Below are 26,453 nucleotides of genomic sequence, written 5' to 3'. Positions count from 1 at the left end.
ATGATAAAAGATATTCGTGTCTGAGATTGTCTCTGACTCCATAATTCATAGGTTACAGTTATGATCATCGTTACCGGCGGCGCGGGCTTTATCGGCAGCAACATCGTTAAATCCCTGAATGATAAAGGCATCACCGATATCCTGGTGGTGGACAACCTGAAAGACGGCACCAAATTTGTTAACCTGGTGGATCTGAATATTGCCGACTATATGGATAAAGAAGATTTCTTAATCCAGATAATGGCGGGTGAAGAGTTCGGCGAGATCGAAGCCATTTTCCACGAAGGGGCCTGTTCCTCCACCACCGAGTGGGACGGTAAGTACATGATGGATAACAACTATCAGTACTCCAAAGAGCTGCTGCATTACTGCCTGGAGCGCGAGATTCCGTTCCTGTATGCCTCTTCTGCAGCCACCTATGGCGGTCGCACTTCTGACTTCATCGAATCTCGCGAATATGAGAAACCGTTGAACGTCTACGGTTACTCAAAATTCCTGTTTGACGAGTATGTCCGTCAGATCCTGCCAGAAGCCAATTCACAGATCGTCGGCTTCCGTTACTTCAATGTTTATGGACCGCGAGAAGGCCATAAAGGCAGCATGGCGAGCGTGGCGTTCCATCTCAATACGCAGCTCAATAACGGTGAAACGCCGAAGCTGTTTGAAGGGAGCGAGAACTTCAAGCGTGACTTCGTGTACGTCGGCGACGTGGCGGATGTTAATCTGTGGTTCTGGGAAAACGGCGTGTCCGGCATCTTTAATCTGGGCACCGGTCGTGCAGAATCCTTCCAGGCCGTTGCCGATGCCGCGCTGGCATATCATAAGAAAAGTGAACTCGAGTACATTCCGTTCCCGGAAAAACTGAAAGGTCGCTACCAGGCATTTACTCAGGCCGATCTGACCAACCTGCGCGCTGCGGGCTACGATAAGCCCTTTAAGACCGTTGCCGAAGGCGTAACGGAATATATGGCCTGGCTGAATCGCGACGCGTAAGGCAGGCAATCTATGAGGATTCTGGTGATTGGCCCGTCCTGGGTGGGCGACATGATGATGTCGCAAAGTCTCTATCGCACGCTCAAGGCGCGCTATCCCCAGGCGATAATCGACGTGATGGCACCGGCATGGTGCCGTCCGCTGTTATCGCGAATGCCGGAAGTCAACGAAGCGATCCCAATGCCGCTTGGTCACGGCGCACTCGCACTCGGTGAACGTCGCAAACTCGGTCACAGCCTGCGTGAAAAACGCTATGACCGTGCTTATGTGTTACCCAACTCGTTTAAATCAGCGCTGGTTCCTTTCTTTGCCGGTATCCCTCACCGTACGGGCTGGCGAGGCGAAATGCGCTATGGCCTGCTTAACGATGCGCGCGTACTGGATAAAGCCGCCTGGCCCTTAATGGTTGAGCGCTACGTGGCGCTGGCCTACGACAAAGGCGTAATGCGCACGGCAAAAGATCTGCCGCAGCCGCTGATGTGGCCACAGTTGCAGGTGAGCGAGGGGGAGAAATCATTGACCTGCAGCGCGTTTTCGCTTTCTGATGAACGTCCAGTGATTGGATTTTGCCCCGGCGCGGAGTTCGGTCCGGCAAAACGCTGGCCGCACTACCATTATGCGGAACTGGCGAAACAGCTCATCGATGAAGGCTATCAGATTGTGCTGTTTGGCTCAGCGAAGGATCATGAGGCCGGAAACGAAATCCTGGCGGCATTGAGTGATGAACAACAGGCGTGGTGTCGTAACCTGGCGGGCGAAACGCAGCTCGAACAGGCAGTCATATTAATAGGCGCGTGCAAAGCAGTTGTCACCAACGATTCCGGCCTGATGCACGTCGCCGCGGCGCTAAATCGTCCGCTGATCGCCCTCTATGGCCCGAGCAGTCCGGATTTCACCCCGCCGCTGTCACATAAAGCACGCGTGATCCGCCTGATAACGGGCTATCACAAAGTGCGCAAAGGCGATGCCGCCGAAGGCTATCATCAGAGCCTGATCGACATTACGCCTGCGCGCGTGCTGGAAGAACTCAACAGTCTGTTACTGCAAGAGGAAGCCTGACGAATGCGGGTTTTGATCGTCAAAACATCCTCTATGGGTGATGTATTACATACGCTGCCCGCACTGACGGATGCGCAACAGGCTTACCCGGATATTCAGTTTGACTGGGTGGTTGAAGAAGGGTTTGCGCAGATACCGTCCTGGCATGCTGCGGTGCACCGCGTCATCCCCGTGGCGATTCGCCGCTGGCGTAAAGCCTGGTTTTCCGCGCCGATTAAGGCTGAACGCAAGGCCTTTCGCGATATTGTACAGGCGGAGCACTATGACGCGATTATCGACGCACAGGGACTGGTGAAAAGCGCGGCGCTGGTCACCCGTCTGGCGCATGGGGTAAAACACGGCATGGACTGGCAAACCGCGCGTGAACCGCTGGCCAGCCTGTTCTATAACCGCCGCCATCACATCGCCAGACAGCAGCATGCCGTAGAACGTACGCGTGAACTGTTTGCAAAAAGTCTGGGTTATCAAAAACCGGCGTCGCAAGGCGATTACGCCATCGCACAGCATTTCCTTACCTTCGAAAAGGCGGAAGAACAGCCCTACGCCGTATTTTTGCATGCCACAACGCGTGATGATAAACACTGGCCGGAGGCAAACTGGCGAGCGTTAATCGGTCTGTTGGATGACTGTGGGATAAGCATTAAATTGCCCTGGGGTGCGCCTCATGAAGAAGCACGGGCGAAGAGGCTATCGGAGGGATTCGCTCACGTTGAGGTATTACCGCGAATGACGCTGGAAGGTGTCGCACGCGTGCTGGCGGGAGCAAAATTTGTCGTTTCTGTCGATACGGGGTTAAGTCATCTGACCGCCGCACTCGATCGGCCTAACGTCACGTTGTACGGTCCTACGGATCCAGGACTCATTGGTGGTTACGGGAAGAACCAGGTAGCGTGTCGGGCGCCAGGAAATCAATTAGCAATGCTAAACGCTGATTCCGTCCGCGACGAACTATCATCATTATTAGAAAGGTAATTGAATGCCAACCTTGAGTCTTATCAGTCCCTGGCGCCACTACGCCACGAAGACATCTTCAGCACTGGAAGTGACAACCTATTTGCTCTGTGCCATCACGCTGATTGTTGCAATGTTTGATAATACGCTAAGCATGAAGTTATATAATGTTACGGCGATATTGGGTCTGTTGGCACTGCTATTACGCGGCAAACCTGAAAGCTATTCGGTACAGTACTGGTTGCTGCCGCTCGCTATTTTTATCATCGGCGCGCTGGACGTCGCCTGGTATTCCGCCTTCAAAGTTGATCACTCTCCCTTCCGCGCGACCTATCACAGCTATTTGAACACGGCGAAAATCTTTCTCTTTGGCGCTTTTCTTACTTTGCTGGCGCTGACGTCAAGAATTCGTTTTAATAAAGAGTTACCGCTTTATATCCTGTATTCGCTGTCATTTTTTATTGCGGGATATGCGTATTATATAAAAGCGACCACAGGCATGATTCGTCTTGATTTTGGCATTGGCACCGCCACAGGCGCGGCGTATTCAATGATGTTTGTCGGTATCGTTAGTGGTATAGCCATTTTATATACCAAACGAAATCATCCAATACTTTTTTTGCTCAATGCTATCGCCGTATTTTATGCGCTTGCCCTGACTCAGACGCGTTCGACGATGCTTATATTCCCGGTGATATGTGCTCTGGCCCTGGTCGCAGGCTATATAAAATCACCCAAGAGGCTGTTTTTTTCGGTGATTGGCTTTTTTGTTTGCCTGGCTGTTCTCGTTGCAATTTTCAGTAAGCCAATCTATGAACGATATCATGAGGGGGTGTCGGACATAGCCCAATACAACAGCGGTAACAGTATCAGTTCCCTGGGCGCACGACTAGCGATGTATGAAATTGGCTTCGACATCTTTAAAGAGGCTCCACTCGCGGCGAGATCCGCCGATACACGGGCCCAGCGAATGACAGAACTCGCAACTGAGCATCAATATCTGCAAGGCGCGCTGGAGTTTTCGAATGTCCACTTACATAACGAGATTGTTGAAGCCGCTTCACTGAAAGGGATTGCCGGTGTACTGTCGACGCTTTTATTCTATATCGCGCTATTTTTTACGGTCTATTACCACCGTTCCCTGGGGCTCTTTGCGTTAACGTTAGCGATCGTCGGAACGGGGCTCAGTGATGTCATTCTCTGGTCACGCAGCGTGCCGATCATCTTGATAACCGCGATTGTTTTAATGCTTTTCCTTAAGAAAAACCGATTGCACGGCGATATCGCGCCACAATAACCTGATCATCAGAAGTGAGATATTCCTCACTTCTGGTGTTTCGACAGCAACTCCTCGACCGATTCAGTCAGAATCTTCTGACTTATATCCTTGACCGTATAAGTAGGCGAGACCACCTGTAGCGCATTGCAGTTATTCGGTGACCAGATGAGGTGTGAGGGGTAGGTCGTTTGTCGCGCATTCGGGTAAAGCGCGAGCGTAGGAATTTCATATGCCGATGCAATATGAACCAGTGCGGTATCCACGGAGATCACATACTGACTGAATTTTGTCAGTGCAACGGTATGAATAAATTCTTTAAAGGGTAGTGTTTCAATTCCCGGTATTGCAATAGAACGAATGTCTTCAGCTAACCCGGTAAAAATAACGCGGTAATCCGGATAATGTTCACAGAGATGCGAATAAATCGTATTGATCTGCTCATCAGTCAACCGGCAAATTTTCTTTGCCCCTAACGCATTAATAATAATGACCTTTGAGTCGCCGATAAAATTCAGAACGTCTTTTTCAACCGACTCTGGCAACGGTAAATCATAACTCACATCAAATTCATGACGCTCATCGCCATAAAAATGACGCAGAATCTCATTCGCCCGTGTACACATGTGCGCCGTTAACCTCTCATCATGCGGATGGTAAACGGTATAGTAACGTTTGTACCACTTATCAAAGCCCAGAATATGAGCGTGTCTGACACCAGACAACAACAGGCTATGACTAAAAGAGGGCATGGTTTCAAAAGGGTCAAGTACGATATCGAAAGCTTCGCCGGAAAGACGTTTACGTAATGCCAATACATCGCTGATAGTATTTGATTTTTTAATATAAAACTGATGTATCCGACTGTTGCCAGAAAGAAATGCCTTCCCCATTTCTGTGGTTACTATTGACAGTTGTACACCACGATTAGTCAGTTCACGATATAGCGAACTCAATACGATTAAATCGCCTAACTTGTTGTTATCATGGATTAGCAAGCAAGTTTGAATTTTATCTGCATTAATTTTTTTACTCTTTTTTCTGCTGAAGAAAAATGACAAAAAATTAATCTTAATTTTATTAATGCAGTATCTTTTTTTCTTATGAAAAGCACCTAAACCCATGCGAGTTACCACACTACAATAAAAAAGAGGTTAACACTAACTTACATAAGAATCGGCACGATCATGAAGATCATGCGCGTTGTTTATGATGCGTTGTCTGGATGGCAATGTTGCGACATCCGCTGCCTTGATATAAGGAATAATATCGTAGCTTATTGCGGTATCATCAGACAGATTATAAATACTAAAGTCATCAACGTTCTTACACATAAACTGGAAAAAGGGCAGAATTTTAACTAAATCCTTGCTCAGTTCAGAAGGCATTGGGTTGCGGCTCTCATCATAGAATCGCGCACAGCTTCCGGTGATATCTAATCCGGAACAGATCGTGTTGTCATAACCCAATGAATACGCTATCTGCATCGCCGTATACGCCACGGTATGGCATGAGCAGTAGCCTGAGCTGATATCCTTACTAAATCCAACCAGTCTTTTTCGTTTAGAAATGGGCACTCGAATCAAGAGATTCTTATTCCATTTAGAAAGCATTTCTAACTTCATTTTTTTGAAAAAACCACCTTTTTCACGCTTATAAAATGCACGTAAAATGAAACAATGCGTCCGCATATATTTCTTGTCATCTTCTGTTGCGGCTTCATAAACATCCATATTGACGACAGTAAATTTGCTCGCCCGACTAAATTGATAAAAATCGTGACGTCTTTGTAGCAAAAAACGCGCATCTGTTAAGACATAAATGAAGGGAGTAATACTATTACTGAGCAGGTATTCCGCGGCGCCGTTAACGGTAATGACATCATTGTTTTGCAAAAGAGAAAGCGGTGTCCCTCGGGAGGTGGGTCCCGATAAGAAAATGATCACGTTATCAGATGTTCTGTTGGCAATAAGTTGCTGAACACCTGCTCGAGTTATAAACTTAACATTACTCATATGAAACCTGTAGGTTTGTCATGCAACTTAAATCACGATGAATCTTTGAGGAAAGTGTTCATGGTTTATCTTTTGCGAGGATGAACAAACCAGGATGACCAGCCTTGTTCATAAAATATACAAATTCATTTTTGCATTTAGAACGACTAAAAGCAATATTCAAATAATCACACTTAAACTTAGCGCACACTTTTACCTTTCAGACGACGCAGGAAATTTCGCCACTTTTTCTTATAAATCAGGAGAAAATATCCCACGTCTTTTCTATTATTTTCAATGCCATAGTGCCGTTCTAAATCAATACGATCTTTCGCCATTCTCTGTAGGGAAGGTCTTTTTCCGGACAGATCGATTATCCTAATCTCATCATTCTGTAATATGAAGTTACCTTTATGCGGGTCACCAGAGACCATACCATGCCGATGCAACCCTTGAATGGACTGCTTTATCTTCTCTTTTACATCAGCAGAAATGACGGGCAGATCAACCAGTTCAACCCCCTCAATATACTCAATGATCATTATGTAAGTGTGCACATAACGTAGGGTCTTCACTTCAGCAAGTAAATAAAAGTCATTTAAGGCGTCAAAACCTTCCTGCCGAACGCGATCGGTCTGGTAAAAAAGCTTTTCGTAGTAATCCCCTTTAACCAGCGACTTAAAAAATCGCTCGGTATTTTTTACTTTAGGATGGAATACTTTAAGGATATATTTTCCATGGTCAGTATCGATTAATACAACCTTTGTGTCCTCAATACTACGAAACACTTTTAATACTTTAAGATTGTGTGTTAAAAAATCATTGAAAATATCAATGTATTTTTCACCATCCTGTTTGACAAATACAGTATAGTTTTTAATTTTTGTTTCAGTGATCATAATTATAAAGGTATCATTTCGCTAAAATTTTACGATAGAGGTACGCTACACCCGCAATCACTCCACGCAGATACTGCTTTTGAACCAAAAGGTGTTTATACCTTTTTTTATACTCAACCATCGTTCGTGCTTCTTTGGCAGGAACATCTTTCCAAGGTGATTTAATAAAGGCAGTAGTATAATAAACAACCGAAGGATAGCTTGCCCAGGCATGCCAGGGTTTTGTCGCCCCTGTATAGTGAATTAATTTTGTATCAGTATGGATTACATTTAAATATTTTTTATGCGTCTTATCGCTTAATTCACTTTTAATAGTATAAATTGTATTATATTCACGAGGTAAAAAATAAACTTTATCACGCAACAATATATTTAGTACATCCTGATCCGGATATTTAAAAAAGGTTGCACTTCCGTCTTCGCCCGTTAACAGAGATAATGCCCTTTCAGTAAGTCGATGCTCTGCCCACTGCCGGAGGTTTATTAAAACAACGCCAGAATTAAAGTATCGACCACAAAGATTAAAAGAAGGGAGCCTTTCATTTACCCTGCCCTGAATGGAGTCAACGTCTTTGACCACAGCAGCGACGTTATCATTGAGGTCAAGCGCCAGGAGATAGTCCAGAGAACCTTTGCAAATGACATCGGCATCCAGGTATAATAATTTATCCAGTTGATGTTCCAGATAATCAAAAGCGAAAAGCCGAAAATACATGGCTCTTGACCAAACCTGTGTTTTCGGCAATACCTCAAGGCATTTGACATTGATAAGATATAATGAGATTTTTATCTTATGTTCATGTACCAGCGCTTCAATCTTATCAACAAAGCTTTCTGTATATTTGTCACAAATGATATGAAAAGCAACATTAATCTCATTATGAATTAACACCGAGGTAATAGATACCCCGACGCCATCGAGATAGTTCTCATCAATTCCATAAGAGATATTTAATGTATTATCATTTTTATCATAACGCTCATCAAAAACTTTATATTCTGTTATCTCTATTTCAGGAAATGAGTCCACTGCGTCACCTATAATTATTCTTATTTAATAATTTTACTTTTAAAGTAAAGTGCATAATCTACCAGGCCAGAGAAATATTGCTTCTGGTTGAACATATGCTTCGCCGCATAACGCAACTGATGACTGTTTTTAGGTTTCAGCAATTCAACATTGCACCACGGTGATAATTTTTTTGCATTCAAAAAGCTTTGCGCGATAGGATAGTTTCCCCATTGATGCCAGGGCTTGGTCGGCCCAATATAATGGATGAACACCGTATTTTCATCCACTGGGTTAACCACATCAGGCTTTAATTCGTAATTGATGCTGAATTGGGTATTAAACTTCTTGCTAATAAAACGCGCCTTGCCGACCAGCAACATATTCAGCACATCCTGATCCAGGTGAGTGATACGCTGTACCACATCTGGATCGCGTAACATCTCTATGGCCTTGCGGGAAATATCCTCAGCGGTCCAGGCAGGAAGGTGAATCAGCAAAAAGCCCGCATTAAAGTAACCAGAAACCAGTCCCGGCGTGGCCAAACTGGCTGAGCGCTTTGTCCACCACTCTGACTCGCCCTCTGCTACCACGGCCGCAATTTCATGTTCAGCAAACTGGAGGTCAATCAGTTCTTGTACACTTCCCTGACAGGCAATATCTGCATCCAGATACAGTACTTTATCCGTTTTTCCCGCGAAGTGGTCGGCAATAATAAACCGGAAGTACGTTGCATATGACCAGTTTTTAGTACTCGGTAATGATTTCAACTGCTCGCAGTCAACGAGATACACCACGATTTGGGTGGCATATTGCTTTGCTAACGCCGCGAAACGTTTTTGTTCTTCATGGCTAAATGAATCTGTAAATACATGAAACGCAAACGGAATATTTGGGTTAGCAATCAGTATTGACGCAATGGACACGCCGCAGCCAAAAAGAAAATTTTTGTCGATGCCATAGGCAATATTAAAATTTTTAACGTCACTATGTCCTGCATAGTTGTAATCTAAAGTCTGCTGAATGACTTTTTCTTCAAAATACTTGTCAGTCATAGTGATCACTTATTGATTTTGGAAAATATTGTATTTCTTAAATGTTGAAAATAGACTTCATTATAGAAGTTATCTATCGTCTCAGGTATCAGATGACTATCAAACTTCATCTGACCAGAGAGGATTTGGTTGAGTAGATGAGTAAAGTGTTCAAGATCGTTCGGCGGATACAAATCGCCATTGATACCCGGTTTGATCATATCCCGTGGACCAGACATACAATCAGAGCTAATGCACGGAATACCATACGACATGGCTTCCAGCAGGGTCATCGGAAAGCCCTCGAATGATGATGTCAGCAACAATGCCGTGACGTTCTTTATCTCGTTTTGCACCACATCCCAGGGAGAGACCTGCCAACCATGCCAGGTTATACGCTCGTCAATACCCAGTTCTCGTCCATAGGACTGACATTTTTCAAAATCTGAACCATCACCAACCACATGCAAGCGCCATTCGCCTTCTGTCTGGGATAATCCATCCAGCAGGTCCTTAATTCTTTTTTGCCCTTCAAACTTCATCCTTCCGACATACAGAAAGACCGCGGGTTGATCTTCTTCTGGTTGTGGAATAATCACTGATTTTCTGGAAACGGGATTATAAACAACGGTAATGTTCTTTTGATCAATACCCCGTGCAATCATTTGTTGTTTGATGCCACTACTGATTGCCAGATGATAATCAGCATAGCTAACACATTCGGCGTGTTTTTTATGATCCAACGAAAAATGCGGCCAGGAAAATATTGTAAAATCCAGGCCTGATTTCTTCCGCGCTTTGCTGGCAAACAGGCAAGACAGCACATCAATACAGATCACCACATCGGGTTCTGTTTTCTTTAGCCATTGGCTAAACGAACGGATATGCTTTGCACGACGTAAAAAACCCAGACGGATAGTGGAGAAAGAGCATGAGTAGTCAATATCCCTTAACCATGCCTTATCCATTTTGTCATGTCGACAAAAGAAAAACATCTCACACTGGATTGCAGAATGTTCGGCCTGAAGGTTATTGATAACATCGCGGATAACCGTTTCCATTCCGCCAAATCCGGACACAGCTTCGCCAATAAATGCGATTTTCATAATTTTTCACGTTACATTAATAATTGAGGTTTTGTTATTGAAAATTATTTGCATTGAGTTCTTTGATTAATGTGTCTAACATGCGATCCGGACTGTATTGATACAAGACATCGTATGCTACAGGTTGGGTAGGCACTTTCATGAAAAATTCGAATTCATCCCATTCATGATAACCAAGAATAAAAAAACGTTCTTTCTCGTATATTTCAGAGTTCAATATATTTTTATTGTTAGTGATTACTTTTTTATTAAAATACAAGGCTTCTAAAATACGTAATGTCCAGCCTGTTTGATATTCCTGTGTTAAATCAATAATTATATCGGATGCCAAAGATCGCTTTAAGTTCTCATTGTAGGATAAAGGCTTATTTATTACATAGGTCGAATCATACTCGACATTACTATCACCAACAATGTTAAAATCCAGAGTGACATTGTATGACATTAACTTATTTGCAAGTTCCGTCAATATCTTTAACCTGTTTTTATCTTTGCCCAAGAAATAGCAGAGTGAATTTCCCTCTGGTCTATCGCCAGAAATACATTGAGTGACCTCATGGAGCCCAACAGGAAAAAATTGATCTAAATGCCTTACATTTTTAACATTCACACTTTTGCGTTCAAAGTCATAAACAAAATCAAATGAGCCGGCATGTTTTTTAATAAATGACTCATCCACTGAATTTCTTAAGAGAAGAACTTTACGGCATTCTAAATTAGCAATAATCTCTGATGTAATACCTTTAGATATCACACTATCATTAAACACCGCAACGTCGTGGGGCTCTAATTTCCGGAGATATTCTCTAATAAATATCTTCCCTAGCCAGTTTGTATTAACACCTAGTTTTCTTATTTTTTTGGCAATCCAAACATACCTGGATGGGACAGAAATATTAATTACCTGATAATGTTTATGTAGGTAATCGATCATGTTTAGTTCATAATCGGCCCTCCAGTTTATAAAATATACTGTCATGGAGTTCATACTATCAGTGTATTATACAAATAAAAGTCAAATTCAAAGACCTTTTCGTTGCGTCCGTTCTCTTATCTGCGCTGCTTTTTCCTCTGCATGTGATATCAGGCTCGATTCAGCACGCAGAATCGTTTTCAGCGGTACGCCAAAATAAACCCGCATAAACCGCCAGATATCCCGCTGCGTTAGTCCGATATTTAGCGACGAAAAATAGAGGCCAATCAGGTCTTTATCACGCCAGCGACGAGGAACTTTCGTACGAATCTGCGCCCTGTGTAGATCAATTACCGAAATCTTTAAGCCTTCTTTATTGCCTGAAAAAGGCAGATGCAGCAGGAAGTGGCAAATATAACAATCACGGTGATTGATTCCACCTGCATGCATCTTGCGCACCATCGTAGCTACACGGTCAATAAGCATCCACTTCACTTTTACGTCCGGTGGATTTGTTGCCCAGTCCGCACAATAGTCTTCCAGGCTGATGGTCGGTGTGAGATCTTCGGTAATAATGAACGAGGTTTTGGTCAGAGGATTGAGCCCCTTTTCACCAAACCCAACGCCATACATAGTATCAACCCCCAAACTCTGAAGGCGATGAATAGCGTTCCACTCCCTGTCGGCGCCCAAAACCGGCATCCGCAGTGAGAGAAGATTCTTGACGATTTCCTTGAGAGAAGTACCCCGATGCCATTTAAGGAAATAGCTTTTCCCCGCCAGTTCAAATCGCAGCGTACGACGGGTTTCCAGTTCCCTGAAGACTTCACCCTGCAGCGTTTTGACTTCCTCAAACGCATCTTTCCCGCGCCATAATGTGGCTAACGGCTCTTTCAATTCAACCATCCAGACCACCTGTAATAATGTCTGCCGCTTTTTCTGGCAGGCTGTACAAATCTTGCGTATCCGCATAATGCCGTGCGTTCTCTGCCCATGCTGCGCGCAATGACGGCTGAGTTAGCGCTTTACGCAAAATGTCGTTAAAGGCGTCCTGTCGCCAGGGTTCTTCAATAACATCGCCACAGTTAGCCTGTGCAATATAATGCGCATACCCACAAACGGCAGAGGTCAATACAGGCAGACCCGCGGTAATCGCTTCCAGCAGAACAATACCTGCCGCTTCCTGATAGGCCGGATGCAGTAACAAATCGGCGGCAGCCATCAATTCAGCGACATCATTACGCCCCGAGAAAAAATGCACATTACTGCGCACGCCGCGTTTTTCCGCCAGTGCTTCAAATTTGCGGGGCTTATCCTGACCGACAATATACAAAAGCGTGTTATGCCGCAGCGCAGCCGGCAGTGAAGCAAGCGCCTCAATCGAACGATCCACCCCTTTACGGGTAAAATCAGAACCAACCTGCAACAGTAAGTTTTGTTGCTCTGAAATACCGTTCTTCTGGCGCACGATTTCACGGGCATTCGGGATTTGCGCACTGTATTTTCTGTCCGGGTAAATCCCCGGGGGAAGAATATGAAAACGCTCCGTTTCGGTTTGATAATGCTTCTGGAAATCAGCAATCTGTGTATCCGTCAGCATCAGTAACTGCGTCGGTTTGCCCTGCTCAAACGTTGCCCGTTCGAATGCCGCATAATGGCGATAACGGGAAGTCAGGCGATAGAAAAAGCCTTTTTCCTGTGCCACCTTTTCGGCGTAACAGACATCCGCGGCAAAATAGACATCCAGACCCGGCATCTTGTTAAACCCTACGACCCTGTCAACAGGATGCTCACGCAAATGCGCCTGTACCCAGGCATAATATTCCGCGTTTCGCCCATGGTTTGTCCGTGATTTCACCGGTACGCGAATGAGCTCAAAAACATCGGGACATTCTCCGTCCCAGGATTGGGTGTAAATACGGACCTGATGTCCACGTGCCGCTACGGTTTGCGCAATGCGCATGAAGTCACGCTGTAATCCACCGAACGGAAAATACTTATACAAACAAAAAGCCACGATCATACTGGCGCATCCATTTCGATAATTTGCGCATTCTGCGGCAACATGTTTTCCGTTGCTGCTATCACATCCTCAGCGGGAATAACGGACATATATTTTTTGTCACGGTCAAGTTCGGATCGTTTAGGCATGGGCGCATAATCCCCTGCCCAGAACTGAATAATGTTGTCAGTCCAGGGCCGCCAGAAGACATGATCTGTCGCGCCAAACAGACATATTACTGGCGTCTTGACCGCCGCAGCGATATGTCCGGGTGCTGAATCGACACCAATAAAAAGGGCGGCATGATCGATCAGCGCAGCTAATTCCGGGAATCGGGTTTTGCCTGCCAGACCGGTGATCGGCCTGGTTTCACACCCCTGCGCAATCTCTTCCACACAGGCTAAATCGTCAGCAGAAGGACCGGACGTCAGCACCACCTGATATCCGCGACGTTCAAGGGCATCAATGACGCGGGAAAATTTGTCATCATCCCAGCACTTAAATAACTGCCTTGCCGTAGGTTGAATCACCACATACTGATGCGTCACGCCGAGCTGGCGCAACTGCCGACGCATATTCTCCCAGTGCTCAGGCCGATAGCTCATGGTCGTTTCAGTAACTACAGACTCCAGCCCCAGCGGTTTAAGGGCAGACAGCGTACGTTCGACGACATGTTCACCGGAATAAGGAACGAGATGGGTAAAGCTCTGTTTCCAGAATGCAGACTGCCGGTTGGCGAAATCCTGGGATATTTTTACTCTTGCACGCAAAAAACGAACAATCAGCGCCACAATCCACTGATCGGTCAGGTTGATAACCAAATCATATTGGTTGTTGCGTAAGGTCTTAATCAGCGAAAGCGTATTTTTAATTTTTTCTGCCGCGCCTGTCCCCTTATTACTGATGCCATAGAGGGCATTAATCTCGGGGTTTTCTGACAAAATAGGCATCGTATCCTGGTAAAGAAGCATATCGATTTTGGCGTCAGGATAGTTCTGCTTTAGCGTACTGATGACGGGAGTGGTTAATAGCATATCCCCGTGGAAACGCATCTTGATGACCAGAATTTTTCGAAAAGGCTTTTCCACACGCGACTCTTTTGTTGTGATTGTCCGATAAAGTTAAGCAGAAAACAGCACGCTACCGCCCCAGGCTCAACAGCTACCCGATCACTGATATTGCACTGACTTTTACGCGCTAGTGTATCACTTCTTTCGCTGTGATCCGACTCGAATAAATTAACCGCAAAGTGGATACTTTTCTTTTTTAAATCAAATTGATATTAATCCAATCATCGCTTTTTTCACCACCGATTGATTCGGTCAACAACGGTAAGGCCAGTAAAAATCAATAAATGGCATAAAAATGCAAAAAATCTGAGCCGGGCTGGCGGAATTAGTCGGCCTTAAAGCTATTTAAGTCAAAAACAGGAAAAGTAATGGTAAAGCCCTGGCTAAATACATAGAATCCCCAGCACATCCATAAGTCAGCTATTTACTATGCTCGAATTGCTTTACACCGCCCTTCTCTACCTTGTTCAGCCTTTGATCTGGATACGGCTTTGGGTGCGCGGACGTAAGGCCCCGGCCTACCGTAAACGCTGGGGTGAACGATACGGCTTTTACCGCCGCCCCCTGAAACCGGGCGGAATTATGCTCCATTCCGTCTCCGTCGGCGAAACACTGGCAGCCATTCCTTTGGTTCGCGCCCTGCGACACCGTTACCCCGATCTGCCGATTACGGTCACCACGATGACGCCGACTGGATCCGAGCGTGTCCAGTCCGCCTTCGGCAGCGATGTTCAGCACGTCTACCTGCCTTACGATTTACCCGATGCGCTGGGTCGCTTCCTGAATAAGGTCGATCCCAAACTGGTGCTGATTATGGAAACGGAGCTGTGGCCAAACCTGATTGCCGCGCTGCATAAACGCCATATTCCACTGGTCATCGCCAATGCGCGCCTTTCCGCCCGCTCCGCTGACGGTTACGCAAAACTGGGCAAATTTATCCGCCGAATCCTCCGTCGTATTACGCTAATTGCCGCGCAAAATGAAGAGGATGGTCAGCGCTTTGTGACGCTGGGCGCGAAGAACAATCAGGTCACCGTCACCGGCAGCCTGAAGTTCGATATTTCCGTGACGCCACAGCTTGCCGCGAAGGCGGTTACGTTGCGTCGTCAGTGGGCGCCGCATCGCCCGGTGTGGATTGCGACCAGCACCCATGATGGCGAAGAGAGTATTGTCATCGCAGCCCATCAGGCATTGTTACACCAGTTCCCCAATCTGCTGTTGATTCTGGTCCCACGTCATCCGGAACGCTTCCCGGATGCGATTAACCTCGTGCGTGAAGCTGGGCTAAGCTATACAACCCGTTCCTCCGGCGAAGTCCCCTCGGCCAGTACCCAGGTCGTTGTGGGTGATACGATGGGGGAACTGATGCTGCTTTACGGAATTGCAGACCTGGCGTTTGTCGGAGGATCTCTGGTTGAGCGTGGCGGACATAACCCGCTTGAAGCCGCAGCACACGCTATTCCTGTGCTAATGGGACCTCACACCTTCAACTTCAAAGACATCTGCGCCCGTCTGGAGCAGGCCAGTGGTTTGATTACGGTCACGGACGCCACAAGCCTCGCCAAAGAGGTTTCCTCTTTACTGACCGATGCCGATTATCGTAATTTCTATGGTCGTCACGCAGTTGAAGTTCTCTATCAAAACCAGGGGGCGTTACAGCGCCTGCTGCAACTGCTGGAACCTTATCTGCCACCGAAAACGCATTGAGGGCTGTTATGCAAAAACGGGCGATTTATCCAGGCACTTTTGATCCGTTGACGAACGGCCATATCGATATCATCACGCGTGCTACGCAGATGTTTGACCATGTCATTCTGGCGATTGCGGCGAGCCCCGGTAAAAAACCGATGTTCAGCCTTGAAGAGCGGGTTGAGCTGGCTCAGCAGGCCACTGCCCATCTGTCTGGCGTTGAAGTGCTGGGCTTTAGCGATCTGATGGCGAACTTTGCGCGTAAGCAACAGGCCAACATCCTGATTCGTGGATTGCGCGCCGTCGCGGATTTTGAATACGAAATGCAGTTAGCCCACATGAATCGTCATTTGATGCCAGAACTGGAAAGCGTCTTTCTGATGCCTTCAAAAGAGTGGTCCTTCATCTCATCGTCACTGGTGAAAGAAGTGGCTCGCCATCATGGCGATGTTACCCACTTCCTGCCAGAGAATATTCATCAGGCGCTGCTGGCTAAGCTCAAATAGCGTCCCGGAGTGGGACGCCTTGCCCTATTTCTGGCACTGACGGCAATAGAACGTCGCACGCTGTGCGTGTTTCGATGCGACGATCGGCGTTCCACACACTCTGCATGGTTCACCTTTACGGCCATAGACCTGTAACTCCTGAGCAAAATAGCCCGGCTTGCCATCGCTTTGCAGAAAATCTTTCAGCGTCGTTCCCCCCTGTTCTATTGAACGCAGCAAAACGGCCTTAATCACGCGCACCAACAGTTCATATTCAGTTGGCGATAATGACGATGCCAGACGGTCAGGATGAATGCCAGCCGCAAACAGAGATTCGCTGGCATAGATATTCCCGACTCCCACGACCAGCGTGTTATCCATAAGCCAGGGTTTAATCGCCGTTTTCTTCTTCGCACATTTCTGTTGCAGGTATTCGCCGCTGAAATCGTCACTTAGCGGTTCAGGGCCGAGATGCGCCAGTACGTTATGCCCTTCCAGTTCTTTCGTCCACAGCCAGGCGCCAAAGCGGCGGGGATCGGTGTAGCGCAAGACTTTACCGTTACTCATCACTAAATCGACATGGTCATGCTTTTCAGCAGGACGTTCTTCTGGAAGGATACGCAAGCTGCCCGACATCCCCAGATGAATAATAATCCAGCCATCGGGTAGTTCCAGCAGAAGGTATTTCGCACGACGCTGAACGCTGAGTACCGGTTTGTCGCTCAGACGGTAGATCTCTTCTGATACCGGCCAACGCAGACGTCCATTACGTACATTGGCATGCAGAATGGTTGCCCCAACCAGATGCGGTTCAATACCGCGGCGGCTGGTTTCGACTTCAGGTAATTCAGGCATATCGTCTCCGGCAGAATATCAGATCTCACTAATATGGGGATGGCCAGAAAACAAAAAACCCCGCCGAAGCGAGGTTTTTCATTACAGCAAAGCAAGAATTACTTAATTTTTGCTTCTTTGTAAAGAACGTGCTGACGAACAACTGGATCGAATTTTTTCAGTTCCAGTTTTTCCGGCTTAGTACGTTTGTTCTTCGTGGTGGTATAGAAGTGACCAGTACCAGCAGAAGAAACCAGCTTGATCTTCTCACGAATACCTTTAGCCATGATTTATTTCCTCTTAGTACTTAGTACTTTTCGCCACGGGCACGCAGTTCAGACAGAACTGTATCGATGCCTTTCTTATCAATTACACGCATACCTTTAGCAGATACACGCAGGGTGACAAAACGCTTTTCGCTCTCAACCCAGAAACGGTGAGAGTGCAGGTTAGGCAGGAAACGGCGTTTAGTCGCGTTCAGTGCGTGGGAACGGTTGTTACCGGTCACCGGACGCTTGCCAGTAACTTGGCAGACTCGGGACATGTCTATTCTCCAAAAATCAAATTAGCTCGAGCTTCGTATGGGGTATCGGCGCCTCGTCAGGCTTTACAGCCCGGTCATCGCGGTTCCACACCTCATCCTTCAAGCTGCCTTAACGCAACACAACGGATGAGGTGTCTAAGTGAACACTCGATTGCCAGGCCCAAATGCCAAACCCGAGATTCTCAAAGGTGGCGTAGTATACGCTGAGTCAGCGATGTGCTCAAGTCCCGAACAGACAAAGATCCCAATGGATCGCGCAAAGTGCGTCAAATCCAACCACGTTCCGCAAACGAAACGTACTCTCCGCGTCCAATGACAAGGTGATCAAGCACACGGATATCCATGAACTGACAGCATTTTACGACACGCTCGGTGATAAGTTTATCCGCTTTACTCGGCTCTGCACACCCCGATGGATGATTATGCGCAAGGATCACCGCCGATGCATTGATTTTTATCGCTTCACGAATAATTTCACGCGGATGGATCTCAACATGGGTGAGGGTGCCAGAGAAAAGGCGGCTATGTTTAATGACATGGTGTTGGGAATCGAGAAAAACCACCATGAAAACTTCACGCGCTTCCCCCGCAAATTGGCTCTGCAAAAAATCCCGGGTTAACGCCGGGCTGAGTAACGGGTTCGTACCTTTTATTTGCACGTCATAAAAGCGCCGGGCCAGTTCCGCGATACCTTTGAGCTGCGCATATTTTGCTACGCCAATCCCTGTCACTGTACTGAACTGCGAGTAGTCCGCCGTCAACAAGCTATAGAGAGAGCCAAAATGGTCCAGGATCTCTTTTGCCAGCGCAAAGACATCCTTCCCTGGCGTTCCGGTCCGTAAGAAGAGCGCTAACAGTTCGTCATCTGTCAGCGTATCGACCCCAAGCGCCAACAATTTTTCCCTCGGCAGCACATATTCAGCAGTTTCCATCCGATACCTCCTCATGCCTGCGCGCATAGTGGCATGGCTCTGAAAGGGAATCGACGTACAATTTTCACTCCTGCGTAGCGCCTCGCAAAGTGATCCATGGGTGAACGCACGACAGTTTACGGATTGTGATAAAATGTCCGCCTTCCGATGTAATCCAACAGGAATGATCATGATGAGCCTGGCCGGTAAAAAAATCGTTCTCGGCGTCAGCGGCGGCATTGCTGCCTACAAAACCCCTGAACTGGTGCGTCGTCTACGCGAACGCGGCGCCGATGTCCGCGTGGCAATGACCGAGGCGGCTAAAGCCTTTATTACCCCACTCAGCTTACAGGCAGTCTCCGGGTATCCCGTTTCCGACAGTCTGCTGGATCCCGCGGCAGAGGCCGCGATGGGCCATATTGAGTTGGGGAAATGGGCCGACCTGGTGATTCTCGCGCCAGCCACCGCTGATCTTATTGCACGTGTCGCAGCCGGCATGGCAAACGATCTGGTATCCACGATTTGCCTGGCTACCCCCGCGCCCATTGCCGTTTTACCGGCGATGAACCAGCAGATGTACCGGGCTGCAGCAACTCAGCATAATCTGGACGTTCTGGCTTCTCGTGGGTTGCTCATCTGGGGACCAGACAGCGGCAGCCAGGCATGCGGTGACGTGGGACCAGGCCGTATGCTGGATCCCTTAACGATTGTCGATATGGCTGCGGCACATTTCGCCCCTGTCAACGATCTGCAACATCTCAACATCATGATTACCGCGGGCCCGACGCGCGAACCACTCGATCCGGTGCGTTATATTTCCAACCACAGCTCCGGTAAAATGGGGTTTGCCATCGCCGCCGCTGCCGCCCGTCGCGGGGCGAACGTTACGCTGGTCACCGGCCCCGTATCGTTACCCACGCCGCCTTTTGTACAACGTGTTGATGTGATGACCGCTCTGGAGATGGAGGCGGCGGTGCAATCCGCCGTGCAACAGCAACATATTTTTATCGGCTGCGCTGCCGTAGCCGACTATCGCGCCGCCATTGTCGCCCCGGAAAAAATTAAGAAGCAGGCAACACAAGGTGATGAATTAACAATAAAAATGGTCAAAAACCCGGACATCATCGCCGGGGTCGCAGCACGTAAAGACCATCGTCCCTATGTTGTTGGGTTTGCTGCGGAAACGAATAATGTGGAAGAATATGCCCGGCAAAAACGTATCCGTAAAAACCTTGATTTGATCTGTGCAAACGACGTTTCGCTTTCAACTCAAGGGTTTAATAGCGACAGCAACGCTTTACACCTTTTCTGGCAGGATGGAGATAAAGTCTTACCGCTTGAGCGCAAAGCACTCCTGGGCCAATTATTACTCGACGAGATCGTGACCCGTTATGATGAAAAAAATCGACGTTAAGATTCTGGACCCGCGTGTTGGCAAGCAATTCCCGCTGCCGACGTATGCCACCTCCGGCTCCGCCGGACTTGACCTGCGGGCCTGTCTCGATGACGCCGTAGAACTGGCGCCCGGCGCAACCACACTGCTGCCTACCGGGCTGGCTATTCATATCGCCGATCCGTCTCTGGCTGCTGTCATCCTGCCGCGTTCGGGCCTGGGCCATAAGCATGGTATTGTGCTGGGCAACCTGGTGGGGTTGATTGACTCCGACTATCAGGGGCAACTGATGGTGTCCGTGTGGAACCGTGGGCAGGACAGCTTCACCATTGAACCTGGTGAACGTATCGCACAGATGGTCTTTGTGCCCGTTGTGCAGGCCGAATTTAATCTGGTGGAAGAGTTTGATGCCACCCACCGTGGTGAAGGCGGTTTCGGCCATTCCGGTCGTAAGTAAGAAAGTTACGCATCCCGATAACGTCATAACATCACCGCAAGCCCTGGGTTTGCGGTCATAGTGTGGATGCTCGCCTGCAAGTGCTTATTTTCAGGGGTATTTTGTAACATGGCAGAAAAACAAACTGCGAAAAGGAATCGTCGCGAAGAAATACTTCAATCTCTGGCGCTGATGCTGGAATCCAGCGATGGAAGCCAGCGCATCACAACGGCAAAACTGGCGGCTTCCGTCGGCGTTTCCGAAGCGGCATTGTATCGCCACTTTCCCAGCAAGACGCGCATGTTCGATAGCCTGATTGAGTTTATCGAAGACAGCCTGATCACCCGTATCAATTTGATTCTGAAAGATGAAAAAGATACCCACGCGCGCGTGCGTCTGATTATGCTATTGATTCTGGGTTTCGGCGAACGCAATCCTGGCCTGACGCGTATCCTGACCGGGCATGCGTTGATGTTTGAACAGGATCGTCTACAAGGACGTATCAACCAACTGTTCGAACGCATTGAGGCGCAACTGCGCCAGGTATTGCGCGAAAAGCGGATGCGCGAAGGTGAAGGCTACGTGACGGATGAAACGTTACTGGCAAGTCAACTGCTCGCCTTCTGCGAAGGTATGCTGTCGCGCTTTGTGCGTAGCGAATTCAAATACCGTCCCACGGATGATTTTGACGCCCGCTGGCCGCTGCTCGCTGCGCAACTACAGTAATGTTTGCCGGATAGCGCGCGCGTTATCCGGCCTCTCACGTTAAACGCCGAACGCTTCCCGATACGCCCGTACCGCTGCCAGATGCGCTGCCATTTCCGGCTTCTCTTCCAGATAGTCAATCAGGTCTTTCAGGGTGATGATGGAAATCACCTTACAGCCATAATCGCGCTCGACTTCCTGAATAGCGGAAATCTCGCCGCGACCGCGCTCCTGACGATCCAAAGAGATCAGCACGCCAGCCAGCGTTGCGCCGTTGGCCTGGATGATTTCCATCGATTCCCGGATTGCCGTACCGGCAGTGATCACATCATCTACCAGCATCACGCGGCCCTGCAATGCGCTGCCAACCAGAGTGCCACCTTCACCGTGATCTTTGGCTTCTTTACGGTTAAAGCAATACGGCAGATCTTTGTCATGATGCTCCGCCAGCGCGACCGCCGTCGTAGTCGCAATGGGAATGCCTTTATAAGCCGGACCGAAAAGCAGATCAAACTCGATGCCAGAATCCACCAACGCCTCGGCGTAAAAACGGCCTAACAGTGCCAAATCGCGCCCGGTATTAAACAGCCCGGCGTTGAAGAAATAGGGGCTCTTGCGCCCGGATTTCAGCGTGAACTCGCCAAACTTGAGTACCTGTTTGTTAAGCGCAAACTCAATAAACTGGCGTTGATAGGGTTTCATGGATTCGCTCCTCATTTCACTTTCATCATTGACAAAATCTATGGACAAAAAAAAGGCGACTCATTGGTCGCCTTAAAATCAATTTTCTAGCGCCGCCTTCTGCGTCGCGACAATGGATTCGATTCCCCCTCGAGCCAGTGCCAGCAAGGTAAGAAGTTCTTCATGGCTGAACGGTTCACCTTCTGCCGTCCCCTGTACCTCAATGATTCGCCCGTCTTCGGTCATCACCACGTTCATGTCGGTTTCCGCCGCCGAATCTTCAACGTACTCCAGATCGCAGAGCGCTTCACCGTTGACGATCCCCACGGATACCGCTGCAACCATCCCTTTCATCGGGTTAGTTTTCAGCTTACCGCTTGCCACCAGTTTGTTTAGCGCATCCGCCAGCGCCACACAGGCACCGGTAATGGAGGCGGTACGTGTGCCTCCATCGGCCTGGATCACATCACAGTCAAGGGTGATGGTAAATTCGCCCAACGTTTTAAGATCGACTGCAGCGCGCAGCGCACGGGCGATCAGACGCTGAATTTCCATCGTACGGCCGCCCTGCTTGCCTTTTGCGGCTTCGCGAGCATTACGGGTATGTGTAGCACGCGGCAACATGCCATATTCAGCGGTGATCCAGCCCTGGCCCTGACCTTTCAGAAAACGCGGCACGCCTTCTTCAATCGAAGCCGTACACAGCACTTTGGTATCTCCAAATTCGACCAGCACCGAGCCTTCAGCATGTTTTGTATAGTTACGGGTCAGGGTTACGGGACGCACCTGATTAGCGCTACGGCCTGCTGGACGCATATTGAAATCTCCGGCTTGAAACGAATGTGGCTGCGCATTATACGGACTTCCGGCGGTTATTCCTATCCTGACAAGGCCGGGATGGCTATAATCCTCCCATCTCTCCTTTAAAAACAGGAACGTCTATGATCCGCAGTATGACCGCCTATGCCCGGCGTGAAATCAAGGGTGAATGGGGTAGCGCCACATGGGAAATGCGCTCGGTAAACCAGCGTTATCTGGAAACTTACTTTCGTCTGCCGGAACAGTTCCGTAGCCTTGAGCCTGTTGTTCGTGAACGCATTCGTACGCGTCTGACGCGCGGTAAAGTCGAGTGCATGTTGCGCTTTGAACCCGACGCCAGCGCACAGGGCGAGCTCATACTGAATGAAAAGCTCGCAAAACAGCTCGTAAACGCGGCCAACTGGGTCAAAATGCAGAGCGATGAAGGGGAAATCAATCCGGTTGATATCCTGCGCTGGCCCGGTGTAATGGCGGCACAGGAACAGGATCTGGATGCCATAGCGGCTGAAATCCTGACCGCACTCGACAGCACGCTTGATGATTTCATCGTTGCCCGTGAAACGGAAGGTCAGGCATTGAAAGCGCTGATCGAACAACGTCTGGAAGGCGTCAGTGCTGAAGTCGTTAAAGTCCGCGCCCATATGCCAGAAATTCTGCAATGGCAGCGTGAACGGCTGGTCGCTAAGCTCGAAGACGCTCAGGTCCAGTTGGAGAATAACCGTCTGGAGCAAGAACTGGTCCTGATGGCACAGCGTATTGATGTGGCAGAAGAGTTGGATCGTCTGGACGCCCACGTCAAAGAAACCTACAACATCCTGAAGAAAAAAGAGGCTGTCGGCCGCCGTCTGGACTTCATGATGCAGGAATTCAACCGCGAGTCGAATACGCTGGCGTCGAAATCCATCAATGCCGAAGTGACCAATTCCGCTATTGAACTGAAAGTCCTGATCGAGCAAATGCGCGAGCAGATTCAGAATATTGAGTAAAGTGCCTTCCCGCGTAGCCCGTCAGCCAATGGCGGTGCTACGTCTTTAACAACCCACGCAAAAATTGTCCACGCTTTCAGTTTAGTTTTTCTCATCTATTTCACTGGCAAAAAAAACCTCACATCGCATGCCATCTCAGAAAAGCAGTAATGTCGCATTACCTTAAATTATTAAAAATCACTCGCCTTAGAAAATCTCAATCGTGACGACAAGCACAAATCGTTACTCTTTGTCCCCTAAATAGTGGGGGGAGTCATGCTGTTACACGTTTTGTACCTGATAGGAATCACAGCCGAAGCCATGACCGGCGCACTGGCGGCAGGCCGTCGTCGGATGGATACCTTCGGCGTCATCATTATTGCCACCGCAACAGCCATCGGCGGTGGCTCTGTCCGCGATATTCTGCTCGGCCACTACCCCCTGGGTTGGGTTAAACATCCCGAATACGTGATTATTGTGGCCACGGCTGCGGTCCTGACGACTATTGTGGCTCCCGTCATGCCCTATCTGCGCAAGGTGTTCCTGGTCCTGGATGCCTTAGGCCTGGTAGTTTTTTCCATTATTGGCGCCCAGGTGGCCCTGGATATGGGGCATGGTCCGATCATCGCCGTTGTTGCAGCGGTTACCACCGGCGTCTTCGGTGGAGTGCTGCGCGATATGTTCTGTAAACGTATTCCGCTCGTTTTTCAGAAAGAGCTGTACGCCGGGGTGTCATTCGCCTCTGCCGTGCTTTATATCGTCCTGCAGCACTATGTTTCCAACCAGGATATCGTGGTTATCTCAACCCTGATGTTTGGCTTTGTCGCCCGACTCCTGGCGCTGCGCCTTAAACTGGGTTTGCCGGTGTTTTACTATCACCACGAAAGTCACTAAGGGATAAAGCTCTCAATATGCTGAGCCGCCAGCCAGTGGCTCAGTTGTTTTACCTCCGCGTTTTCCAGCCATGCCATCACCTGACGCGCGCGACGCGGGCCGACCGCCGGAAGTTGTTGCCAGTACGATTCTGTTCTCCCTGACAACTGCTGCCATGAACGATCGCCGCTGGCATTGAGCGTCGCCACGGGTAACGGGATGCCTAATGCCTGTATCCAGCGAATAAACGGCTGTTTTCTCGCCAGAGTAAACTGATGCCACACCCAATCACTCCTTGCCTTCGCAAATCCCGGCGTGTGCTGAATCTGCTCCTGAGTTAAGGCCAGCCATGAAAAGATATGTTCAAAGTGATGCTGCTGGTGAAGCGCCCGCCAGCCTGCCTCGCCAATACCGTCTAGCTTTAAACCAGCACCAGAGCTCAACCAGACCAGGCGGGAGATAAACTGCTCCTGACAGGATGCGGAAGCAAAAAAGCAGGTCAATGAATTGAAGTGATTATCTGGGGGGATCGGCTTAGTTCGTTCAGAACCCCGCCAGACAACATCGTCAATACGTGGAATCCCCTGCCCGGCAAGGCTTACCAGAATTTGATCGCCAGGGGCGATATCCCACTCTTTCCAGCGATTTACGGAACCGATATTCACCCGCTGTACCCGTTTATCGTCCAGCATGACGGGGGAAAGTGTCGCAACAACAGCGATTTTTCCGCTTTTGCCGACCGTAAATTGAATCGCGGTGACGTCTGCCACCTGCGCAACGGGTGGGTATTTCCAGGCGGCCAGCCAATTCCCTTGTCCTGGTCGCCACTGGTGGGAAGCCGGTTCTTTGTTCATCCGCACAACCACACCATCGCTGACAAACGGCAGAGCGGACGTCCACCAGTGCGTACGCGCGCGCTCCACGGCGTCAACATTATCAACCGGTAACGTGAACGACTTCGTTAGCGTAAAACCCGCTGCGCTCAACTGGTTGACCCTTTCGGACATTGTCTGCGGGCCATCAGGCCAGGACCAGATAAAAATCCCAAGTGATGATAAGTCGCTAACGTTGGTCTTGCGCATCAGTAGACCCGCCACCTTCGAACGGGCATTCATCCCGCCCATTTTTTGCTGGATATGCCCTTTCTGTTGTAAAAAGATCTCACCCTGCAGCACACTGTTTGTCAGCGCACCCGCCACGGTTTGTGGCACTGCTGGTATCCGTAGCACTTTTTGTGTCCAGTCTTCCCCCTTCAGGCCATCACCACGGCTGATCGCCTGCGTCAGTTTGCCATGCTGATATTTCAGCGTAACCGCCACGCCATCAACCTTCGGCTGTACCCACAAATCGTTGTGCCCGCGCATCCATTGCTGCACTGCTCGCTTGTCTGCCAGCTTTTGCACCCCGGTATGGGCGACGGGATGAGGGACCGTACCGCCTGGCGAAGGCAACGTCAGGCTGGGCGAGGGGTCATCAGCAAAGCAGTGCTGCCATTGAAGCAGCCGTGCATGCAGTTGATCGTAGACGCCGTCTTCAACCACACTCACCCCCTCTTTCCAGTAGGCGTCATCCCACTGCGCAATTTGCTGTTGCAAACGAGAGATCTCTTCGTGAGCCCTCGCTGACGACCATACCGGGCATACTGCCCAGGCCTGCGTGTGCCATAACCACACCCCCAACAATATCGCTGTTTCAACTTTCATCGCCACCTCCGCTTTACGTTGCCAGGCAGATATAGCGCGTTGCATGACCGACGCCGAGCGGCAAAAGTTAAGATTGCGTTCAGGCTTCCAGTGATTCCGCCCATTTGCT

At 48.7% G+C, this 26,453-nt stretch carries 28 protein-coding genes and 1 pseudogene; 11 read left to right on the top strand and 18 right to left on the bottom strand.

Annotation, left to right across the window (positions count from 1 at the left end; genetic code table 11):
- Positions 1-60: 60 nt before the first annotated feature.
- The 4 genes and pseudogenes from rfaD to KE671_RS16375 form a co-directional block, all read left to right on the top strand.
- Positions 61-993, top strand: a complete 933-nt coding sequence (rfaD, locus tag KE671_RS16390) for an ADP-glyceromanno-heptose 6-epimerase (protein WP_046492098.1) — start codon at positions 61-63, stop codon at positions 991-993.
- 12 nt (positions 994-1,005) lie between these two features.
- Positions 1,006-2,052 carry an ADP-heptose--LPS heptosyltransferase RfaF gene (rfaF, locus tag KE671_RS16385; protein ID WP_206163832.1) on the top strand — a complete coding sequence of 349 codons (1,047 nt, stop codon included), beginning with the start codon at positions 1,006-1,008 and terminating at the stop codon, positions 2,050-2,052.
- A 3-nt stretch (positions 2,053-2,055) separates the two neighbouring features.
- Entirely contained in the window at positions 2,056-3,024 is a 969-nt protein-coding gene (gene rfaC, locus KE671_RS16380; protein WP_206163831.1) for a lipopolysaccharide heptosyltransferase RfaC, read from the top strand.
- A gap of 4 nt (positions 3,025-3,028) precedes the next feature.
- A pseudogene (locus KE671_RS16375) lies at positions 3,029-4,081 on the top strand (O-antigen ligase family protein); the annotation flags it as partial.
- Between the two features lie 50 nt (positions 4,082-4,131).
- Here the strand turns inward: KE671_RS16375 and KE671_RS23105 are convergent.
- From KE671_RS23105 to rfaQ, 11 genes are all read right to left on the bottom strand, one after another.
- Positions 4,132-4,200 carry a hypothetical protein gene (locus tag KE671_RS23105; protein WP_432759337.1) on the bottom strand — a complete coding sequence of 23 codons (69 nt, stop codon included), beginning with the start codon at positions 4,198-4,200 and terminating at the stop codon, positions 4,132-4,134.
- Between the two features lie 126 nt (positions 4,201-4,326).
- Positions 4,327-5,403: a glycosyltransferase family 9 protein gene (locus KE671_RS16370; protein WP_206163829.1), complete on the bottom strand. Its 1,077-nt coding sequence runs from the start codon at positions 5,401-5,403 to the stop codon at positions 4,327-4,329.
- A 36-nt stretch (positions 5,404-5,439) separates the two neighbouring features.
- Positions 5,440-6,294, bottom strand: a complete 855-nt coding sequence (gene waaZ / locus KE671_RS16365) for a 3-deoxy-D-manno-oct-2-ulosonate III transferase WaaZ (protein WP_206163828.1) — start codon at positions 6,292-6,294, stop codon at positions 5,440-5,442.
- A gap of 179 nt (positions 6,295-6,473) precedes the next feature.
- A complete protein-coding gene (rfaY, locus tag KE671_RS16360) occupies positions 6,474-7,172 on the bottom strand; it encodes a lipopolysaccharide core heptose(II) kinase RfaY (protein WP_206163827.1) in 699 nt (232 codons plus the stop codon).
- Positions 7,173-7,185: 13 nt separating this feature from the next.
- A complete protein-coding gene (locus KE671_RS16355; protein WP_206163826.1) occupies positions 7,186-8,202 on the bottom strand; it encodes a glycosyltransferase family 8 protein in 1,017 nt (338 codons plus the stop codon).
- A 20-nt stretch (positions 8,203-8,222) separates the two neighbouring features.
- Entirely contained in the window at positions 8,223-9,236 is a 1,014-nt protein-coding gene (waaO, locus tag KE671_RS16350; protein ID WP_206163825.1) for a lipopolysaccharide 3-alpha-galactosyltransferase, read from the bottom strand.
- A 5-nt stretch (positions 9,237-9,241) separates the two neighbouring features.
- Positions 9,242-10,321 carry a lipopolysaccharide 1,6-galactosyltransferase gene (gene waaB / locus KE671_RS16345; RefSeq protein WP_206163824.1) on the bottom strand — a complete coding sequence of 360 codons (1,080 nt, stop codon included), beginning with the start codon at positions 10,319-10,321 and terminating at the stop codon, positions 9,242-9,244.
- A 34-nt stretch (positions 10,322-10,355) separates the two neighbouring features.
- Positions 10,356-11,255, bottom strand: coding sequence for a lipopolysaccharide biosynthesis protein (locus KE671_RS16340; protein ID WP_241029914.1), 900 nt, complete (start codon positions 11,253-11,255; stop codon positions 10,356-10,358).
- A gap of 87 nt (positions 11,256-11,342) precedes the next feature.
- Positions 11,343-12,140: a lipopolysaccharide core heptose(I) kinase RfaP gene (rfaP, locus tag KE671_RS16335; RefSeq protein WP_206163823.1), complete on the bottom strand. Its 798-nt coding sequence runs from the start codon at positions 12,138-12,140 to the stop codon at positions 11,343-11,345.
- Positions 12,133-13,257 carry a glycosyltransferase family 4 protein gene (locus KE671_RS16330; protein WP_206163822.1) on the bottom strand — a complete coding sequence of 375 codons (1,125 nt, stop codon included), beginning with the start codon at positions 13,255-13,257 and terminating at the stop codon, positions 12,133-12,135. The genes rfaP and KE671_RS16330 overlap by 8 nt, the downstream gene beginning before the upstream one ends.
- Positions 13,254-14,324: a lipopolysaccharide core heptosyltransferase RfaQ gene (gene rfaQ, locus KE671_RS16325; RefSeq protein ID WP_206163821.1), complete on the bottom strand. Its 1,071-nt coding sequence runs from the start codon at positions 14,322-14,324 to the stop codon at positions 13,254-13,256. The genes KE671_RS16330 and rfaQ overlap by 4 nt, the downstream gene beginning before the upstream one ends.
- A 411-nt stretch (positions 14,325-14,735) precedes the next feature.
- Here rfaQ and waaA point away from each other — a divergent pair, with 411 nt between their 5' ends.
- Complete coding sequence (gene waaA / locus KE671_RS16320) at positions 14,736-16,013, top strand: lipid IV(A) 3-deoxy-D-manno-octulosonic acid transferase (protein ID WP_206163820.1); 1,278 nt, start codon at positions 14,736-14,738, stop codon at positions 16,011-16,013.
- Positions 16,014-16,021: 8 nt separating this feature from the next.
- Complete coding sequence (gene coaD, locus KE671_RS16315; RefSeq protein ID WP_206163819.1) at positions 16,022-16,501, top strand: pantetheine-phosphate adenylyltransferase; 480 nt, start codon at positions 16,022-16,024, stop codon at positions 16,499-16,501.
- Between the two features lie 24 nt (positions 16,502-16,525).
- Here the strand turns inward: coaD and mutM are convergent, their stop codons facing one another.
- From mutM to radC, 4 genes are all read right to left on the bottom strand, one after another.
- Positions 16,526-17,335, bottom strand: coding sequence for a bifunctional DNA-formamidopyrimidine glycosylase/DNA-(apurinic or apyrimidinic site) lyase (gene mutM, locus KE671_RS16310; RefSeq protein ID WP_206163818.1), 810 nt, complete (start codon positions 17,333-17,335; stop codon positions 16,526-16,528).
- Positions 17,336-17,433: 98 nt separating this feature from the next.
- Positions 17,434-17,601, bottom strand: coding sequence for a 50S ribosomal protein L33 (rpmG, locus tag KE671_RS16305; protein WP_003024094.1), 168 nt, complete (start codon positions 17,599-17,601; stop codon positions 17,434-17,436).
- Between the two features lie 20 nt (positions 17,602-17,621).
- Positions 17,622-17,858, bottom strand: coding sequence for a 50S ribosomal protein L28 (gene rpmB / locus KE671_RS16300; protein WP_002436699.1), 237 nt, complete (start codon positions 17,856-17,858; stop codon positions 17,622-17,624).
- Positions 17,859-18,124: 266 nt separating this feature from the next.
- Positions 18,125-18,790 carry a RadC family protein gene (radC, locus tag KE671_RS16295; protein WP_206163817.1) on the bottom strand — a complete coding sequence of 222 codons (666 nt, stop codon included), beginning with the start codon at positions 18,788-18,790 and terminating at the stop codon, positions 18,125-18,127.
- Between the two features lie 172 nt (positions 18,791-18,962).
- On the opposite strand from radC, the gene coaBC reads away from it, so the two are divergent.
- The 3 genes from coaBC to slmA all read left to right on the top strand — a co-directional run bounded on the left by coaBC (position 18,963) and on the right by slmA (position 21,324).
- Complete coding sequence (gene coaBC / locus KE671_RS16290; RefSeq protein ID WP_206164038.1) at positions 18,963-20,183, top strand: bifunctional phosphopantothenoylcysteine decarboxylase/phosphopantothenate--cysteine ligase CoaBC; 1,221 nt, start codon at positions 18,963-18,965, stop codon at positions 20,181-20,183.
- Positions 20,161-20,619: a dUTP diphosphatase gene (gene dut / locus KE671_RS16285; RefSeq protein ID WP_042998633.1), complete on the top strand. Its 459-nt coding sequence runs from the start codon at positions 20,161-20,163 to the stop codon at positions 20,617-20,619. The genes coaBC and dut overlap by 23 nt, the downstream gene beginning before the upstream one ends.
- A 108-nt stretch (positions 20,620-20,727) precedes the next feature.
- Entirely contained in the window at positions 20,728-21,324 is a 597-nt protein-coding gene (gene slmA / locus KE671_RS16280; protein WP_206163816.1) for a nucleoid occlusion factor SlmA, read from the top strand.
- A 39-nt stretch (positions 21,325-21,363) separates the two neighbouring features.
- On the opposite strand, the gene pyrE is transcribed toward slmA, so the two are convergent.
- Both pyrE and rph read right to left on the bottom strand, forming a co-directional pair.
- A complete protein-coding gene (gene pyrE / locus KE671_RS16275; protein ID WP_206163815.1) occupies positions 21,364-22,005 on the bottom strand; it encodes an orotate phosphoribosyltransferase in 642 nt (213 codons plus the stop codon).
- 78 nt (positions 22,006-22,083) lie between these two features.
- Complete coding sequence (rph, locus tag KE671_RS16270) at positions 22,084-22,800, bottom strand: ribonuclease PH (protein ID WP_042998636.1); 717 nt, start codon at positions 22,798-22,800, stop codon at positions 22,084-22,086.
- A 125-nt stretch (positions 22,801-22,925) separates the two neighbouring features.
- Here rph and KE671_RS16265 point away from each other — a divergent pair, with 125 nt between their 5' ends.
- Both KE671_RS16265 and KE671_RS16260 read left to right on the top strand, forming a co-directional pair.
- On the top strand, positions 22,926-23,789 hold the full coding sequence (locus KE671_RS16265) for a YicC/YloC family endoribonuclease (protein WP_206163814.1): 864 nt from the start codon (positions 22,926-22,928) through the stop codon (positions 23,787-23,789).
- Between the two features lie 255 nt (positions 23,790-24,044).
- The gene (locus tag KE671_RS16260) at positions 24,045-24,662 is read left to right on the top strand and encodes a trimeric intracellular cation channel family protein (protein ID WP_061075898.1); all 618 of its coding nucleotides are present in this window, start codon (positions 24,045-24,047) and stop codon (positions 24,660-24,662) included.
- Here KE671_RS16260 and ligB read toward each other — a convergent pair.
- Complete coding sequence (ligB, locus tag KE671_RS16255) at positions 24,659-26,344, bottom strand: NAD-dependent DNA ligase LigB (RefSeq protein WP_206163813.1); 1,686 nt, start codon at positions 26,342-26,344, stop codon at positions 24,659-24,661. The genes KE671_RS16260 and ligB overlap by 4 nt on opposite strands.
- Between the last annotated feature and the right edge of the window lie 109 nt (positions 26,345-26,453).

The organism is Citrobacter amalonaticus, from assembly GCF_018252635.1.
GTDB lineage: Bacteria > Pseudomonadota > Gammaproteobacteria > Enterobacterales > Enterobacteriaceae > Citrobacter_A > Citrobacter_A amalonaticus_E.
Note: the sequence above shows the minus strand (reverse complement) of the source record. Positions and strands in the feature narration are given on the sequence as shown.